The sequence below is a fragment of the Providencia alcalifaciens genome (genome assembly GCF_020271745.1).
Classification (GTDB): domain Bacteria; phylum Pseudomonadota; class Gammaproteobacteria; order Enterobacterales; family Enterobacteriaceae; genus Providencia; species Providencia alcalifaciens_B.
The window spans coordinates 2,766,575-2,783,838 of sequence record NZ_CP084296.1; the positions used below are offsets into that span (position 1 = coordinate 2,766,575).

At 42.4% G+C, this 17,264-nt stretch carries 14 protein-coding genes; 9 read left to right on the forward strand and 5 right to left on the reverse strand.

Annotated elements, in window-relative coordinates; translation table 11 throughout:
* Positions 1-10: 10 nt before the first annotated feature.
* The 4 genes from artJ to LDO51_RS12745 form a co-directional block, all read right to left on the reverse strand.
* Positions 11-754: an arginine ABC transporter substrate-binding protein gene (gene artJ / locus LDO51_RS12730; protein ID WP_036951873.1), complete on the reverse strand. Its 744-nt coding sequence runs from the start codon at positions 752-754 to the stop codon at positions 11-13.
* Positions 755-790: 36 nt separating this feature from the next.
* Positions 791-1,519, reverse strand: a complete 729-nt coding sequence (gene artP, locus LDO51_RS12735; RefSeq protein ID WP_225574851.1) for an arginine ABC transporter ATP-binding protein ArtP — start codon at positions 1,517-1,519, stop codon at positions 791-793.
* A 99-nt stretch (positions 1,520-1,618) separates the two neighbouring features.
* Positions 1,619-3,100, reverse strand: coding sequence for a DUF2867 domain-containing protein (locus LDO51_RS12740; protein ID WP_225574852.1), 1,482 nt, complete (start codon positions 3,098-3,100; stop codon positions 1,619-1,621).
* 51 nt (positions 3,101-3,151) lie between these two features.
* A complete protein-coding gene (locus tag LDO51_RS12745) occupies positions 3,152-4,051 on the reverse strand; it encodes a lysine exporter LysO family protein (RefSeq protein WP_225574853.1) in 900 nt (299 codons plus the stop codon).
* 412 nt (positions 4,052-4,463) lie between these two features.
* Between LDO51_RS12745 and LDO51_RS12750 the strand changes: the two genes are divergently transcribed.
* The 7 genes from LDO51_RS12750 (at position 4,464) to LDO51_RS12780 (ending at position 13,849) form a co-directional block, all read left to right on the forward strand.
* Positions 4,464-6,128: an ATP-dependent nuclease gene (locus LDO51_RS12750; protein WP_225574854.1), complete on the forward strand. Its 1,665-nt coding sequence runs from the start codon at positions 4,464-4,466 to the stop codon at positions 6,126-6,128.
* A gap of 107 nt (positions 6,129-6,235) precedes the next feature.
* Positions 6,236-7,345 (forward strand): macrolide transporter subunit MacA, encoded by a 1,110-nt coding sequence (macA, locus tag LDO51_RS12755; protein ID WP_225574855.1) that lies wholly within the window; start codon positions 6,236-6,238, stop codon positions 7,343-7,345.
* A gap of 2 nt (positions 7,346-7,347) precedes the next feature.
* Positions 7,348-9,291, forward strand: coding sequence for a macrolide ABC transporter ATP-binding protein/permease MacB (macB, locus tag LDO51_RS12760; protein WP_225577272.1), 1,944 nt, complete (start codon positions 7,348-7,350; stop codon positions 9,289-9,291).
* A gap of 469 nt (positions 9,292-9,760) precedes the next feature.
* Positions 9,761-11,107 (forward strand): purine-cytosine permease family protein, encoded by a 1,347-nt coding sequence (locus LDO51_RS12765; RefSeq protein WP_225574856.1) that lies wholly within the window; start codon positions 9,761-9,763, stop codon positions 11,105-11,107.
* Between the two features lie 10 nt (positions 11,108-11,117).
* Positions 11,118-11,951 carry a nitrilase-related carbon-nitrogen hydrolase gene (locus LDO51_RS12770; protein ID WP_225574857.1) on the forward strand — a complete coding sequence of 278 codons (834 nt, stop codon included), beginning with the start codon at positions 11,118-11,120 and terminating at the stop codon, positions 11,949-11,951.
* Positions 11,948-12,694 (forward strand): IclR family transcriptional regulator, encoded by a 747-nt coding sequence (locus LDO51_RS12775; protein WP_225574858.1) that lies wholly within the window; start codon positions 11,948-11,950, stop codon positions 12,692-12,694. The genes LDO51_RS12770 and LDO51_RS12775 overlap by 4 nt, the downstream gene beginning before the upstream one ends.
* 219 nt (positions 12,695-12,913) lie before the next feature.
* Positions 12,914-13,849, forward strand: a complete 936-nt coding sequence (locus LDO51_RS12780) for a DUF1177 domain-containing protein (RefSeq protein WP_225574859.1) — start codon at positions 12,914-12,916, stop codon at positions 13,847-13,849.
* Between the two features lie 118 nt (positions 13,850-13,967).
* Here the strand turns inward: LDO51_RS12780 and cspD are convergent, their stop codons facing one another.
* On the reverse strand, positions 13,968-14,201 hold the full coding sequence (cspD, locus tag LDO51_RS12785) for a cold shock domain-containing protein CspD (protein WP_225574860.1): 234 nt from the start codon (positions 14,199-14,201) through the stop codon (positions 13,968-13,970).
* Positions 14,202-14,610: 409 nt separating this feature from the next.
* Here cspD and clpS point away from each other — a divergent pair, with 409 nt between their 5' ends.
* Positions 14,611-14,931, forward strand: coding sequence for an ATP-dependent Clp protease adapter ClpS (gene clpS / locus LDO51_RS12790; protein ID WP_036951847.1), 321 nt, complete (start codon positions 14,611-14,613; stop codon positions 14,929-14,931).
* Positions 14,932-14,962: 31 nt separating this feature from the next.
* The gene (clpA, locus tag LDO51_RS12795; protein ID WP_225574861.1) at positions 14,963-17,248 is read left to right on the forward strand and encodes an ATP-dependent Clp protease ATP-binding subunit ClpA; all 2,286 of its coding nucleotides are present in this window, start codon (positions 14,963-14,965) and stop codon (positions 17,246-17,248) included.
* The last annotated feature ends 16 nt before the right edge of the window (positions 17,249-17,264 follow it).

Below are 17,264 nucleotides of genomic sequence, written 5' to 3' on the forward strand. Positions count from 1 at the left end.
ATTATATCGACTACTGTTGAAACCATTTTTTATGGATAGCATCGTAGGTGCCATCGGCTTTAACTTCAGATAAGGCTTTGTTCATTTTATCCAGCAACTCTTTGTTGCCTTTACGAACAGCGATACCTAAACCAATTCCAAAGTATTGTGGGTCGGTCACTTTGTCGCCTACAGCAGCTAAGTTTTCATTACCTTTTGCTTTTAGCCACTCATCAGCAACTGCAGTGTCACCGAAGACCGCATTAATACGACCATTTTGCAGATCCAAAATTGCAGATTGGTAGTTATCATAAGGGACAACAGTCATATCTTTATGTTGTTCCAGGATGTATTTCTGGTGTGTAGTACCGTTTTGTACTCCGATTTTTTTACCTTTTAACTGGTCAACGGCAGTAATCTTATCTTTTACTGCAATAAACTCAGCGGAGTTAGGATAATAAGTTTCGGTGAAATCTACTTGTTGTTGACGCTCAGGGGTAATATCAATACCCGCCATTAACGCTTCAAAGCGACGGAATTTCAGGCTTGGGATTAAGCTATCAAAAGATTGGTGTGTGAATGTGCAGGTTGCATTCATTTTTTCACACATTGCATTTGCCAGATCCACGTCAAAACCTACGATTTGGTTGTTTTTATCAAACATTTCAAACGGGGCGTAAGTTGCTTCAGTTGCAAAACGGATTGTCTCTTTTTCAGCCGCCGCCGCAGATAGGGTTACAGCGCCTAATAATGTAGCTAATAATAATTTTTTCATTGCTTAATCCTATATCTATTAGTGGGACAGAATCTATTAATGGGATAGATAATTTGCAAATGCTTCGGTTTGAGGTGCAGCGAAGTGGCTAGCATCTCCTTGCTCTACAATATGACCGTTTTCCATATAGACCACACGGCTTGCGGTTTTACGAGCAATTTCAACTTCATGGGTCACGATAACTTGGGTGATCCCTGTTGCTGAAAGTTCACGAATAATGTCCACCACTTGTGCTGTAATTTCAGGGTCAAGTGCGGCTGTTGGTTCATCAAATAACAGAACTTGAGGTTCCATCATCAAGGCGCGAGCAATTGCGACACGTTGTTGCTGTCCACCGGATAAATGCAGGGGATAACGCTCAGCAAACTGAGATAAACGTAAGCGCTCTAACAGCTTAGCGGCTTTTTCTTGAGCTTGCTGTTTGGATAGCTTCAAAACGCGACATGGCGCTTCAATCAGGTTATCCATCACACTTAAGTGAGGCCAAAGATTATATTGTTGGAAAACCATGCCTACGTTTTGGCGCAGATCGCGAATGGCTTTTGCATCTGGTGCTTTAGCAAAATCAAAAGTATGGTTGGCAACATTGAGTTGACCTGAACGTGGCATTTCTAGCAGGTTCAGTACACGCAGTAAGGAGCTTTTACCTGCGCCGCTTGGCCCGAGTAATACCATGGTTTCACCAGCAGAGCACTCTAAGTTGATATCAAAGAGTGCTTGATGGTTACCGTAGAAACAGTTTATGTTTTTTAATTGAATGCTCATGCTTACCAATAATATCTAAATTAACTACCCGCGATATTAATCCTGTAAGCATATTTATGCAATGTTTTCTGCATAAAAATTTGGCTTTTTACGCTAAATTTATTCTGGTTTATTGGAGCTATCCTCCGCTATCGGCGCAGCTACAAGCTTTTTGTCCCGTTGAATAGCCAATTCACTAATACGCTTAGCCATGCCTTTAAAAATAAACAGATGCGCTGGCATCATTGCAAACCAATAGAGTAATCCGCTGAAACCAGCAGGGTGCCACCATGCACGAACATCAATTGAGCGTAGATTTCCACTATCATGAATGGTGAAAGTTAATCGGCCTAAACCTGGCGCTTTCATGCCAAAAAGCAAGCTAAGTTGCTTATTTGGCTCCATATTAATGACTCGCCAACCATCAACTTCATCACCAACCTGTAAGGTGTCACGATCCGGTCTGCCATATTTGACTTTATTCAACATCATATCGTCCATAATGGCGCGTGTTTTCCAAAGGATATTGGCGTAAAAATAACCTTCTTTTCCACCGATTTGCTGTACGGTATGCCAGAGCGATTCCGTGGATGCGGTGGTGCTAAAGGTAAAACCTGCTTGTTTAGGGTAGTAGCCGTAACCCGGTCGCCAGCGTTTTCTTACCTCAGGATCGTAACCCCAATCAGAGTTATCAATGGCACTGGCTTCTTCCGCTAATGTGGTTCTGACTGCATCATCAAATGAAATCAGTGTTTGCGGGATAAGCTCACGAATGAGTTTATCGTCCGCAGGTAGATCGTGTTGTAAGCCTTGGATCAACTCTTTGGCAATAGTGGGCGGCACCGAGGTTATTAAACTAATAAAGTGCACGGAGATCATGCTGATAGGGATCGGAATTGGAATTAACACGCGGCGCTTTCCAGAGACTTTAATAAAGCGCTTGAAGAGCTCTTGGTAGCTTATATATTCAGGGCCACCTGCATCTAATTCTCGACTTTCCGTAACAGGAAGTTGGGCTAATTGCGTGAGGTAATACAGGATATTTTCAAGGGCAATCGGGGATGATTTTGAGCGTACCCAACGAGGCGGTGTCAAAATGGCGAGGTTATACACCATATCACGCATAATTTCGAAGGCCGCAGAGCCTGAACCAACGATAATGGATGCCCGGATTTCAGTAACCGGAATACCACTTTCGCGTAGAATTTCCCCTGTTAAGCGTCTGGCAATTAAATGCGGAGAATAAGTATGCCCATGTTGCAGTGCGCTGAGGTAAATTACCTGCTTGACATTGGAGCCTTGCAGCGCATTTTGTACATTGCGTGCCGCTTCACGTTCACGTTCAATAAGATTGGCTTGATCCGCCATGCTATGAACGAGAAAGTAAACAATATCCACCTCGTCCATAATATTTTTCAAGGTCTCAGGCTGGTGTAAATCCACATAGATACAGCGAGTATCCGACCAACCTTGGGATAGCATCCAGTCTACACGTCGGGCGGCAGCAGTGACTTTATGACCTTCTTCTAATAACTTAGGAATTAAATTTTGCCCAATATAGCCACTGGCGCCTAGCACTAAAACTCGTTGTTTACCCGTCATGTTAATTTCCTGTGATGCTTAAATTAACGGCTATTGTGACTGAAATTCTACTTATGTAAAGAAGGCCATAAGAATTGGCGTAATGAGACTTAAAACGAAGCCGTGAACGATAGCGGCGGGAACAATCGATACACCACCACTGCGCTGCAATACAGGTAAAGTAAAGTCCATAGACGTAGAGCCACAAATTCCCAATGCAGTAGAACGATAGCGATTAATAATTAACGGGATCAACATGATAGCGGTTAATTCGCGCAATAGGTCATTAAAAAATGCGGCGCTGCCCATTACGGGGCCATAGGCATCGGTAATTAAGATACCGGTAAGTGAATACCAACCAAATCCAGAGGCGATAGCTAACCCCATCTTGATAGGAAGCCCAAGGAAAAAGGCCGCTGCTGCACCACCAATAAGGGCGCTAACCCCCATAACTAAGGCAATAGTCGTTCCTCGGCGGTTAATTAAAATCTGTCGAATATGCATTCCACTATTACGCAGTTGCACTCCAACTAGTAACAACAGCAACATTAGCGCTACTTGGCTGCCTTTATCCGCATAATGTAAGAATTTAAACCCGGTTAATCCGACCAAAAAGCCAAGGAGTAAAACACCACACAGTTGTAAGGACTCAAATACCATTTTGATACGAGAAGGGGGTTTTTCTTGCTTGTGCTGTGGGACTTTCCATGGATCGAGTTTATCCAGAAGAATTAAAGAAAGCGCATTGAAACCAAAAATGCACGCAAAGAAGGTCAGGGCATAAATTAAGATGGATACTAAATGTGCGCTGAGGTTTTCAAGCAAAGCAAGGGTAATACCCATTAAAAATAAAATGACGTACACCATCGAATTTAAAGACTGATGAACTCGATGAAGAACATTTTTATTTTTTATAGGTATCAAGTAACCAAGAAACAGAGGTAGAAGAATAATCAGCAAGCCAGAATACATGTTAGTGCCCTTTTATTTCATTTTGTTTTACTTCATTAACTACACTAATTTATGCCAATATAAACAACAAATTATATTTAAACTTTCATGAATATTGCTATCGAAACATGAATAAATTTAGCCTGTGATGCTAAATATCACGTAGGTGATAAATATTTTTCAATGGCTGATTAACTAAAAATAGGAGAAAAATGCTGGAAAATAAAGCATAAACATCCTATATCACCAATTAAATAAGCTCAATACAGGAACATGTATCGTAACGTGTTTTTTTTGTACTATGTTGACTCGTATAGCAATTAATCGGCTTAATGAGTAAGCTTTTATTTGCGATAGTTCAGGTTATTTCACGGATCCTTGAGTGGTCAAGATGTTACAATTAAACTCAGTTTTCGATAGCAAGGAGAGAGATATGTATCTGGAACGTGTGGAAATATACGGGTTTAGAGGGATCAACCGACTTTCTTTAGAACTCAATAATAATACCGTTCTCATCGGAGAAAACTCATGGGGTAAATCAAGTTTACTCGATGCCTTAGATATTTTGCTCTCTCCTGAACATCGCGAATACCAATTCACTGCTAATGATTTTCACCATCCTACCGGGGATGATGAAACGCGTTTTCGTACTTTGCAGATTGTCTTAAAGTTCTGCGAGAGTCGTCCTGGTCGTCATCAATCTTATCGTTTCCAGAATCTTGCTTCTGTTTGGATCGATAATGGGGATGATCTAAAACATATTCTATTCCGAGTAAGTGCGGAGCTAAAAGACGATAACAGCGTTGCGGTAGATAAATGCTTCTTAAATTCTGGGGGAAATAAATTATCCCTAGATAATGTCGGTAAGTATATTAAAGAGATTATCCGTTTATATCCCGTGATCCGCTTACGAGATGCGCGTTTTTTGAGTAGAATTAATTCCGAAACGATTGTCAGTGGAAGCAACCATTTCCGTGAAAACTTTAATCATCAGATTAAAGAATTGACGATGGCACTGGTAAATAATCCTGAACGCTTAAGTGATAATGATCTTGAAGATGGGGTGGATGCGATGCAGCAATTGCTGAGCCACTATTTTTCAGGGAAAAGCGGTCATATGGTGAGAACGGATAATTCAATGATCAGCATAGAGCCTCGTAAGCGAGGTTGGCAGGCGTTGGATAATATTAACCGATTCATTGCGAAACCGAATCAACGTAATATTCGCCTAATTATCCTAGGGATGTTTTCGTCATTACTACAATCTAAAGGGAATATTGAGCTGGATAAACATGCTCGCCCAATTATTATTGTGGAAGACCCAGAAACACGGTTACATCCTATTATGTTGTCTATTGCGTGGGGGCTGTTTAGTTTGTTCTCCTTGCAGCGGATCACCACAACTAATTCTGGCGATTTACTTTCCCAAGCGCCAATTGACAGCTTATGCCGCCTCGTTCGCGATACGAATAAAGTGTCTGCATATCGTTTAAATCCACAGGATTTAAGTGCCGAAGAGTTACGTAAAATCTCTTTCCATATTCGTTTTAATCGACCTTCCGCATTATTTGCTCGTTGTTGGTTACTGGTTGAAGGTGAAACGGAAATTTGGCTAATGAGTGAATTTGCGAGGCAGTGTAATTATTTCTTCGAAACAGAAGGAATTAAAGTGATTGCCTTTGCACAAAGTGGCTTAAAACCGTTATTAAAATTTGCCAATAAAATGGGTATTGAATGGCATGTATTAACCGATGGGGATGAAGCAGGGCGAAAATATGCTGCAACGGCGACGCATTACGCCAACAAAATTAATTCAGCAGATAGAGACCGGTTAACGATGTTACCTGCACCGGATATGGAACATTTTCTGTATCGCGAAGGGTTTCAAGGTTTGTACCATGAAATTGCAGAAATTCCTGAAAATGCCCGAGTATCAACTCGCCGTGTGATTTTAAAAGCAATTGCACGGACGTCAAAGCCAGACTTAGCACTGGCGACAGTAAATCGTGCCGCTGAATTAGGCCCTGAAGCAGTACCATTGGCCCTGAGAAATATGTTCTCAAGAGTTGCATGGTTGGCGCGTGGTAAGGCGTATTAATATAAATTGCAGTTAATCTTAAATCTGTTTAGTGAAGAGTGATAATTATTCAGCTATCTTATTTTTAAGAGCGGGGCCCCCTCAGATTAGAAATAGGAGCAGGTTTAATGAAGGCAGCATCAAGAAAAAAATGGATTTATGGCATATTTGTCCTACTCGCAGCACTGGTAAGCGCATGGTTTTTTCTTGGTAACCAGCAGCCAGAGAGCTACCAAACTGTTGATGTGACTCGTGGTGACCTCGATAAGCGGGTTATGGCGACGGGTAAGTTAGACGCTGTTCGTAAAGTGGATGTGGGGGCGCAGGTTAGTGGTCAACTGCAAACACTGTATGTCAAAGAAGGTGATACCGTTAAAAAAGGCGATCTACTCGCTGTTATTGATCCGCAAAAAGCGCAAAACGAAGTCACTGAATCTCAAGAAACTATCCATGAGTTAGAATCCAATTTGGCATTGGCTCAGGCTGAATTAAAGCTTGCGCAAGTGACTTATCAGCGTCATTTAAGCCTATCAAAAGTACAAGCGGTGGCTCAGCAAGAGCTAGATAAAGCCAGAACCGATGTGGAAGTAAATAAAGCGAAAGTGGCTACGTATCAGTCGCAGATTAAACGTAATCGCGCCTCTTTAGATACCGCGAAAACTAATCTGAAATACACCCAAATTACTGCGCCAATGGATGGTATTGTTACGTTTATCAAAACATTACAAGGGCAAACAGTGATTGCCGCCCAAGAGGCGCCAACGATTTTGACGTTAGCTGATTTGGATACGATGTTGGTCAAAGCTGAAGTTTCCGAAGCAGATGTTATCTACCTTGAACCAGGGCAAAGTGCGTCTTTTACAGTATTAGGCGCTCCGGATAAAAAATTCGCAGGAAAACTGAAAGATATCCTACCGACCCCTGAAAAAATTAACGATGCAATTTTCTACTATGCCCGTTTTGAAGTGCCAAACCCTCAACATCTTTTAAAGCTACAAATGACCGCACAAGTGGTGATTGAGCTTGAATCCCATAAAAATGTGCTGCTCCTTCCGTTACTCGCTTTAGGAAACGAAGTCACTCCACAAGTCTATGAAGTGGAGGTTTTGAATGATGGGATCCCACAAAAGAGAAACATTGAAATTGGCAGCCGTAACGATGTTTCAGTGGAAGTGATTAAAGGGTTGCAAGAAGGGGATAAGGTCATCGTCGGTCGCAGCAGCGATACGGAATTGTAATGATGACGACTTTATTGGAGCTGCATAATATTACGCGGCGCTACCCTGCGGGTGAGCAGGAGATCACCGTACTCAAAGATGTTTCGTTGAAAATAAATGCCGGTGAAATGGTGGCGATTATCGGGGCATCGGGGTCGGGAAAATCGACGTTGATGAATATTTTGGGATGCTTGGATAAACCCTCATCAGGGGAGTATTTCGTTGCAGGTCAAAATATTGCGACATTGGATAATGACCAATTAGCACAATTACGACGTGAACATTTTGGGTTTATCTTCCAGCGTTACCACTTACTGACCCATTTGAGTGCGGAGCAAAATGTTGAGATCCCCGCTATTTATGCTGGAGCAGGCAAGTCTCAGCGACAGGAACGGGCGGAGCAATTACTTCAACGTTTAGGCTTAGGTGAACGAGTCCATTATCGCCCAAGCCAATTATCAGGTGGACAGCAACAAAGGGTCAGTATTGCTCGTGCTCTGATGAATGGCGGACAGGTTATTTTGGCGGATGAGCCGACAGGCGCTCTGGATAGCCATTCGGGGAAAGAGGTCATGAAGATCTTAAAAGATCTTTGTGCCCAAGGGCATACGGTGATCATCGTTACCCATGACCCGAAAGTCGCGCAACAAGCGGAGCGGATCGTTGAAATCAAAGATGGCGAAATCATCAATGATTCAGGTGTGTTAGCAACAAAGAAAGTTGAGTTTCCGGCAAAAGTAGCAATGAAGAAAAGCCCATTAGGGCAATGGGTTAGCCGATTTAGTGAAGCCTTATTAATGGCGTGGCGCGCGATGGTAGTGAATAAAATGCGCACCTTGCTGACGATGCTGGGAATTGTGATTGGGATTGCCTCTGTGGTATCCATCATGGTGATTGGTGATGCGGCCAAAGGGATGGTATTGAATGATATTAAATCGATTGGTACCAATACAATTTCGGTGTATCCCGGAAAAGATTTTGGCAGCGATGACCCAGAAAATCGCCAAGCATTGAAAGCCTCTGATATTTCTGCAATTGCTCAGCAGCCTTATGTTCAGTCGGTAACTGGCTCTATTGATACCTCTGCTCGATTACGTAAAGGTAATTTAGATGCGGTGGCTCGAGTCGCAGGAGTGGGGGTAGGTTATTTCCAAGTTTATGGTAATAAATTTGCTGAAGGAATGGGATTTACTCAGGATATGCTTGAGCGGCGAGCGCCTGTCGTGGTGATTGACGGTAATACGAAACGACGCTTTTTTCCGAATAAACAGAATGTCGTGGGTGAGACATTGCTCATCGGAAATATGCCTGCCACTGTGATTGGTGTATTGGGAGAGCAAAAGTCAATTTTTGGTTCCAGTAAAAGCCTTGAAGTGTTTTTACCCGACACGACAATTAACAGTAAGCTGATTAACCGTTCTTACTATGACAGTATTGTCGTGAGAGTGAAGGATGGCATTGATGCGAAAGTGGCTGAACAGCAACTGGTCCGTTTGCTCACATTACGTCACGGTAAGAAAGATATTTTTACTTATAATATTGATACACTGGTCAAAACAGCGGAAAAAACCACCCAAACCATGCAGCTCTTTTTGACTTTAGTCGCTGTCATTTCCCTTGTGGTTGGGGGAATTGGTGTGATGAATATTATGCTGGTGTCTGTCACGGAAAGAACGCGTGAAATTGGTATTCGTATGGCAGTTGGTGCTCGTACGATGGATGTGATGCAGCAATTTCTCATTGAAGCGGTGTTAGTGTGTCTAATTGGTGGATTAATGGGTATCGGCTTATCGTATGGGGTTAGTTTGATTGCTCAAATGGCGCTGCCGGGCTGGACATTTGCATTTGATCCAATTGCACTCGTCAGTGCATTTGCGTGTTCAACGGCGATTGGGATTATTTTTGGTTTCCTACCAGCAAGAAATGCGGCGAGATTAAATCCGATTGATGCATTAGCAAGAGAATAATTTATCAATTAGTGATTATTTGAAAAGTTGTAGGGGGGGATTTCTACAACTTTTTTCTCACGATATAAGTAATTTATTTATTAAATAAAATAATCGGTGAATGGCTGTTTAGGTCGAATATTTTGTGAGAATAACTGAAATGAAAAGATGGTTTGCTCCATATTGGTGTGTCTAAATTAGAATTATCTATTGGTGGTAATTCATTTTATGAAATTTCTCTAAACAAATGCAGAGTTTTTAACCTATTAATTTATAGCTTATTTTGTTTTTACCCCCTCCTATTTCTCCTCTTATTTAAATAACCGATAATAAAAAAGCTATCAAAAAGGTAAATTCTACTTGCGATTTGGTACCGATCGTGGATATTATTCGTGTTGTAGAATAAATGAAACCTAGTTCCACTGAATGGAACTTTTAGCGAAAAAGCCAAAAATCATAAGTAAAGACTCATACACAGCAGGCATAAAAAATGGCAAATAAAGCAGGTGAAGATTATTCTCTGGCGCGGGTACCGCAAAGTGCTCGTCGACCATTTTATGAAGTGTTGATCCTCCGTATCGGTTCACTCGCTTGCGTTTCGCAAGTGATGCTAGGTGCAGCGCTTGGTTATGGATTAACGTTTTGGCAGGCGTTTTGGGCAACAATGCTCGGCTCTGTAATATTACAGGTCGTCAGTTGGGGGCTCGGAGCGGCAGCTTGCCGTGAAGGAATGTCAATCAGTCTACTGTCTCGGTGGTCTGGTTTTGGAAAACTAGGATCGGCATTAATTGGAGGAGCTATTGCTATCTCCTTAATGGGTTGGTTTGGTGTCCAAAATGGTTTCTTCGCGGATGGAATGTATAAAGCGACTAACGTGCTAACACCAGGGACCTGGTCGCTTATTACAGGTATTGCGGTGACAGTTATTACGGTATATGGGTATCGCTTTTTATCTATTACCGCGAATATTTCAACACCGCTATTTTTATTCGCATTAGGTTGGGCAACTTATAATTTATTATCGGGACAGGACATTAGTTCATTAATTAATGCCACTGAACCTGCCGGGCCTTTAATGACAATGCCAGCTGCAATTACGATGGTTGCGGGTGGCTTTATCATCTCTGCTGTAACAACACCAGACATCAGTCGCTTTATGCATAAACCGAAAGATGTATTCTGGATGACTTTGATTGGTACATTTTGTGGCGAACTTTTCGTCAACATGATTGCGGTATTAATGGCTTTAGCATTACGCACAAGCCAAGTTTTTGATTTGATGATGGCGTTAACTGGGTTGCTAGGTGCATCGATTGTTATCTTCTCAACAATTAAAATGAATGATATCAATCTCTACTCTTCATCACTTGGCTTCTCCACACTGTTGAACGCTATTTTTAATCAGCGTTTTGACCGCCGTTATTTAACATGGGTCATTGGTATTTTCGGTACCGTGGCTTCCATGTTAGGCATCTTAGATAATTTTATTAGTTTCTTAATTTATCTTGGTATTTCGATTCCACCTGTCGCGGGTATTATGGTTGTCGATTATTACTTGTTAAAACGTGACAGAAAAGAGCTGGATATCACCCGAGAACAAGGCATTTTACCCACTCGCTGTGAAGCGTATAACCCAGTGACTTTAGTTGTATGGTGTTGTGCGGTTGTCGTGGGTTGGGGTACCTCTGCTCTGGGGCCATTTGGGGCAGATATTGGCGTTCCAGCGTTGAACTCTTTACTGGTTGGTGCGGTAGCTTATTGGATAAGTATGCGCTTATTAGCGGCATTCCGAGGCGAAAAAGGCACTCACTTCCGCCAAGTTTCTCATTTAAATTGAGGACAGATAGATGACCGATAACCAAGTGAAAGTGGCTCTGGCTCAGTTTGATTCTGAACTAGGTAATAAAATAGGTAACTTGCAGCGTATGACGCAACTGTGCGAGCAGGCGGCATCTCAAGGCGCTAAGTTAATCTGTTTCCCTGAGCTGTCAACAACGGGCTATCGGGGTGATCTACTCTCTACTCAGTTATGGGATCTTAGTGATTTTGATGGCAGCGAAACATACCGCCTATTTAGCCAATTAGCTTCTCGTCTAAATATCACGATTGTGGCGGGATTTGTTGAACGCGGCAGCCGTCTTGGTGAAGTGTATAACGCCGTTGGCATCTGGAATCCGGGCTGTGAAAATATCAGCGGCGTATTTCGTAAAGTGCATGCGTTTGGTATTGAAAAGCAGTGGTTCAAAAACGGAGATACTTTCCCCGTGTTTGATACGCCAATTGGCAAAATTGGTGTGATGATTTGCTACGACATGGGCTTCCCTGAAGTCGCGTGGATCCTCACTCTGCAAGGTGCAGAGTTGCTAATTGCGCCTTCTGCGTGGTGTATTCAAGACCGCGATATGTGGGACATTAATACAGCGTGTCGTGCTTTAGAGAATGGCACGCATCTTCTAGCAGTAAATCGCTGGGGGCATGAAGCAGATTTACACCTATTTGGTGGTAGTAAAATTATGGGCCCGCGAGGGCAAGTTTTGTGTGAGGCATCTTGCGAACAAGAACAGTTGTTACTTGGTGAAATTGATTTTCGTCTTCAAGCACATACGCGATTAAATGTGCCTTATTTAAGAGATAGAAAACCTCTAAATTATGGCTTGCTAGTGCAGGAAATTCAGGTATGAGTATTTTAACCAGTGTTGTCGATGTGTTTCGCCTATTTTTACGCTCAGGTGATGAGCTAACAGTAAGCACATTGGTAAATGAGCTGTCTATGCCTAAAAGTTCTGCTTCGCGTCTGTTAAAACAGATGGCAGAACTTGGGTTGCTCGAAAAGAAAAATAACGCGCCGATTTATCGTCCTGGTTTGTTAATTATGGAGATTGCTCACCGAGCTCGAGGCATGAACCATTTAATTGATATGGCGTTAGAAGCGTTAGACAGTTTGACGAAAGATACTGGGTTTACCAGTTATGTATCTGCGTTAGATGAAGACAAAGTCCGTGTTGTTCATGCACGAATTGGTAACAGTATGCTGCAAGTGATTACGCAGCCTGGAACGCGTTTACCTATTGGTGGTACATCGACGGGGCGCGCATTATTAGCACGTTTGCCGATAAGTGAGCGCATAAACTTAATTAATTTAGAGCCAGAAGAGTCTCGAGCTAGTTTAAATGAGCGCATTAGCGTGATCACTGAACGAGGTTGGGAGTTTTCAGTCAATGAGTCAGTTGCCGGTGTCGCTTCTGTATCCAGTACAGTATATGACCCTTCACAAAATACGTTGTATGCGTTGTGTTTGAGTCTCCCAGCGTCGCAAATGACCGATGAGATTATCGTACAGTTGTCCCAAGATCTTTACCGTAAGGCTTCTTACCTAGGATGTATGGTTGGGGATCCTTACTGGTTAGAGCGTAGTACTAAGTAGTCAAAAAACCTTGTGATATAAAGCAGTATCAGCAGTAAAAGTTCAGTAATGAGTAGTTGCAGTAAATAATAATTAAATACCATTCAAAGTGCGTGAATACGCCTTCATCAGGAAATATACCCTTTGTCTTTAGCTAAGGGTATTCAGAGTGAACGGGTGCCTCTTTGGTGCTCGTTCACTCTAAAACACAAAAAAATAATTAGAATTAAAGGAAGTGCAATGACTCTAAAGCAAACTTTGTGCGTTTATGAGCTGCTCGATTGTGCGAATGTTAGTGGGCATGATGTTGTTCAGTTGTTCCAGGATTTCCCCTCAGTTCAAGCCATTTCAACGACGGTTGTCGATCAAAAAGGCCAAAGCGATTTTGTCAGAATCACCATTCCGGGTTTACAAGGCAAGTCCCAAGGTAAGAATGCACCAACCCTAGGTATTATCGGGCGTTTAGGTGGATTGGGTGCAAGACCTTCACGTATAGGGGTTGTTTCTGATGCGGATGGTGCAATTGCTGCTATCACAACGGGATTAAAGTTGGCTCAAATGCAGCAAAGAGGGGATGTATTACAAGGGGATGTGGTCATTACGACGCATATCTGCCCAAATGCGCCAACTCGTCCGCATACGCCAGTTGATTTTATGGATTCCCCCCTTGAAGATGCCACGATGAATCTTCATGAAGGGATCCCTGAAGCCGATGCCATTTTATCGGTGGATACCACCAAAGGAAATCGCTTAATTAACCATAAAGGCTATGCGCTATCACCGACGGTTAAATCGGGATATATCCTGCCTGTTTCTGAGGATTTATTGCGTTTAATGGAGTGGAGCAGCGGACAAAATGCGGTGACTTTCCCGCTATCTATCCAAGATATCACGCCATATGGCAATGGGCTTCATCACCTCAATAGTATTATGCAACCCGCAGTTTCAACGACGGTTCCTGTTGTTGGTGTCGCAATTTGTGCCGAAACTGTTGTGCCGGGTTGCTCAACGGGAGCCAGTCATGAAGTAGACATTGCTGCGACTGTGAAATTCATGATCGAAGTAGCGAAAGCTTTCGGCGAAGGTCAATGTGCGTTTTATGATGAAGAGCAATATCAGTTATTAACTGAATTGTATGGTGATATGCGTCATTTGCAGGCAACGGATGAACAATAATATTTGTTGCAGACTGTCTTAATTTAGAACGTTGTTAATTAAAATATCGTTAATTTAAAATAGCCACAGTTAATTATTTACCCCTTAAAAATAATTAACTGTGCTCTATTATCCTAATTTATTCTGCATTTCCTTCACTACTTTCGATAATTGGGATAATGGCGGTAGCATGCGCGCCTTTGGGTCCATCAATCATAAGTGTGTAGCTGACCTTTTGACCCGCTTTGAGTGTTCGGTAGCCATCCATTTGGATTGTGGAATAATGTGCAAATACATCATCTCCACCATCTTCTGGGCAAATAAAGCCAAAACCTTTGGCATTATTGAACCATTTAACCGTACCTATATTCATATTTCTGTCCTTCAAGTTTGCTACTGACTGTTTATATACATGCATAAAATACACATGCAAACTAGGTATAAATACGAAGTTAATCGCTCGCATTTCATACTGTATTGAATAGGGACATTTGGTCAAGAGTCGGATTTTGGCTTTTTGAATAAACTGAAAATAATCTGATGAGCGTTTTTCGTGAATTTTTAAATTTTTTGATATTGATCACAAAATTTAGATGCTATAAGTTTGTTATCAGCCCATGGTACACTGGGATAAATTGAGAATTCAGCACCAAAATGAAGGCAAAATATTTTTAATGACTTAGCTTTATTAAATTGCTATTTAGTGAATAGATATCATTGATAATAAAGGCTATGCTTAAATTGAATTTCCACACTGAGCAACACGACTGAGCAAGAAAGTAATGAGTGATTTTCTGGGCACATTTAAAACTGACACAATTTTTAAAGATGAAGTTGAAAAGACGCTGCAACCACCATCGATGTATAAAGTACTGTTAAATAATGATGATTATACTCCGATGGATTTTGTTGTTGAAGTGTTACAAAAATACTTTTCTTTTGATGAAGAACGCGCTACACAGATAATGTTAGATGTGCATTTTCAAGGTAAAGGTATTTGCGGTGTTTATACTGCTGAAGTCGCAGAAACAAAAGCGGCTCAAGTTAATGCTTTTGCAAGGGAACATGAATATCCTTTATTGTGTACTATAGAGAAAGTCTGAAGAGTCTTAATATCAATTTTGGGAGGTGCTTATGCTCAATCAAGAATTGGAGCTTAGTCTAAATGTTGCTTTTACCAGAGCGAAAGACAATCGCCATGAATTTATGACTGTGGAGCACCTATTGCTGGCATTATTGAGCAATATCTCTGCGCGTGAAGCTTTAGAGGCTTGTAAGGTCGACTTGGTTGCCCTGAGACAAGAACTCGAACATTTTATTGCCCAAACCACGCCGTTATTGCCTGAGAATGATACGCGAGATACTCAACCGACTTTGAGTTTCCAGCGCGTACTGCAACGTGCTGTTTTTCATGTTCAATCATCAGGACGCAATGAAGTGACTGGTGCGAATGTGCTAGTGGCGATTTTTAGTGAACAAGAATCCCAAGCGGCTTATTTATTACGTAAGCATGATGTTAGCCGGCTAGATGTGGTTAATTACATTTCTCACGGTACCATTAAAGGTGAAGATCCTTCCTCATCGGAGGATGATGCCATAAACAATACACCACCAAGTGAAGAGCAACCTGTCTCAGAAGACCATATGGACAACTTCACCACCAATCTGAACCAACAGGCTAAGAAAGGGAATATCGACCCGCTGGTGGGGCGTCAGGCTGAATTAGAGCGTACTATTCAAGTGTTGTGCCGTCGCCGTAAGAATAACCCATTATTGGTTGGAGAATCCGGCGTCGGTAAAACGGCGATCGCTGAGGGTTTAGCGTGGCGTATTGAGCAAAATGATGTGCCTGAAGTGATGAAAGATTGCACAATCTACTCACTGGATATCGGCTCATTGTTGGCAGGCACTAAATATCGTGGTGATTTTGAAAAACGTTTCAAAGCACTGCTGAAAATGCTGGAAAAAGATCCAAAAAGCATTCTGTTTATCGATGAGATTCACACGATTATCGGTGCGGGTGCGGCATCGGGTGGGCAAGTAGATGCCGCTAACTTAATCAAACCGCTGTTATCAAGCGGGCGCATCCGTGTGATTGGCTCTACGACTTATCAAGAATTTAGCAATATCTTTGAGAAAGATAGAGCGCTGGCTCGCCGTTTCCAAAAAATTGATATTGTGGAACCAACTCCTGAAGAAACAGTACGTATCATTAATGGATTGAAACCGAAATATGAGTCTCACCATGATGTGCGCTACACCGCGAAAGCTATTCAGGCGGCGGTGGATTTATCGGTGAAATACATTACCGACCGCCATTTGCCAGATAAAGCGATTGATGTTATCGATGAAGCGGGAGCTAGAACCCGTTTAGTGGCGCCAAGCAAGCGCAAGAAAACCATCGGCGTACCTGAAATCGAAACCGTGGTGGCGCGTATTGCGCGTATTCCAGAAAAAACCGTTTCCTCTAGCGATAAAGATCGTTTGAGAACCTTAGACTCACGCCTGAAGATGTTAGTCTTTGGACAAGATAAAGCGATTGAGGCGCTGTCTGAGGCGATTAAAATGAATCGAGCAGGTTTAGGGTTAGAGCATAAGCCCGTCGGCTCATTCTTGTTTGCAGGGCCAACGGGTGTGGGTAAAACCGAAGTCACCGTACAACTGGCAAAAGCGTTGGATGTGAAACTGCTACGCTTTGATATGTCCGAATATATGGAACGCCATACGGTTAGCCGACTGATTGGTGCTCCTCCGGGGTATGTGGGCTTTGACCAAGGTGGTTTGCTGACCGATGCCGTCATTAAGCATCCGCATTCTGTCGTGTTATTGGACGAAATTGAAAAAGCGCACCCGGATGTGTTTAACATTCTTCTGCAAGTCATGGATCACGGAACATTGACGGATAATAACGGCCGTAAAGCGGATTTCCGTAATGTGATTGTGGTAATGACCACCAACGCAGGGGTGCAAGAAACTCAGCGCCGTTCGATTGGTTTTGCGGAGCAAGATAATAGTACGGATGCGATGTCTGAAATTAAAAAGGCATTTTCACCGGAATTTCGTAACCGTCTTGATGGCATTATTTGGTTTAATGCGCTGTCGATGGATATCATCACGCAAGTGGTTGATAAATTCATTGTTGAACTGCAAGCACAGTTGGATGAGAAGGGCGTCTCGATTGAGGTAAGCCAAGCGGCTCGTCGTTGGTTGTGTGAGAAAGGGTATGACAAAGCAATGGGAGCCCGACCTATGGCGCGTGTCATTCAGGATAACCTGAAGAAACCATTAGCGAATGAACTATTATTTGGTTCGCTAACAAATGGCGGCTCGGTAAGTATCGGGCTTGATGAAAAGAATCACACACTGACATACAGCTTCAGTAGCGTACACAAGGCCTCTCCAGAGGATGCTGTAATCTGACAATGGCTAGTACCAC

Excerpts from the sequence above, each read along its gene's own strand:
- macB (WP_225577272.1), top strand. The coding sequence starts at position 7,348 with ATGACGACTTTATTGGAGCTGCATAATATTACGCGGCGCTACCCTGCG.
- LDO51_RS12780 (WP_225574859.1), top strand. The coding sequence starts at position 12,914 with ATGACTCTAAAGCAAACTTTGTGCGTTTATGAGCTGCTCGATTGTGCG.
- LDO51_RS12765 (WP_225574856.1), top strand. The coding sequence starts at position 9,761 with ATGGCAAATAAAGCAGGTGAAGATTATTCTCTGGCGCGGGTACCGCAA.
- artJ (WP_036951873.1), bottom strand. The coding sequence starts at position 754 with ATGAAAAAATTATTATTAGCTACATTATTAGGCGCTGTAACCCTATCT.
- LDO51_RS12770 (WP_225574857.1), top strand. The coding sequence starts at position 11,118 with ATGACCGATAACCAAGTGAAAGTGGCTCTGGCTCAGTTTGATTCTGAA.
- LDO51_RS12740 (WP_225574852.1), bottom strand. The coding sequence starts at position 3,100 with ATGACGGGTAAACAACGAGTTTTAGTGCTAGGCGCCAGTGGCTATATT.
- LDO51_RS12745 (WP_225574853.1), bottom strand. The coding sequence starts at position 4,051 with ATGTATTCTGGCTTGCTGATTATTCTTCTACCTCTGTTTCTTGGTTAC.
- clpS (WP_036951847.1), top strand. The coding sequence starts at position 14,611 with ATGAGTGATTTTCTGGGCACATTTAAAACTGACACAATTTTTAAAGAT.
- macA (WP_225574855.1), top strand. The coding sequence starts at position 6,236 with ATGAAGGCAGCATCAAGAAAAAAATGGATTTATGGCATATTTGTCCTA.
- cspD (WP_225574860.1), bottom strand. The coding sequence starts at position 14,201 with ATGAATATAGGTACGGTTAAATGGTTCAATAATGCCAAAGGTTTTGGC.
- LDO51_RS12750 (WP_225574854.1), top strand. The coding sequence starts at position 4,464 with ATGTATCTGGAACGTGTGGAAATATACGGGTTTAGAGGGATCAACCGA.
- LDO51_RS12775 (WP_225574858.1), top strand. The coding sequence starts at position 11,948 with ATGAGTATTTTAACCAGTGTTGTCGATGTGTTTCGCCTATTTTTACGC.
- artP (WP_225574851.1), bottom strand. The coding sequence starts at position 1,519 with ATGAGCATTCAATTAAAAAACATAAACTGTTTCTACGGTAACCATCAA.
- clpA (WP_225574861.1), top strand. The coding sequence starts at position 14,963 with ATGCTCAATCAAGAATTGGAGCTTAGTCTAAATGTTGCTTTTACCAGA.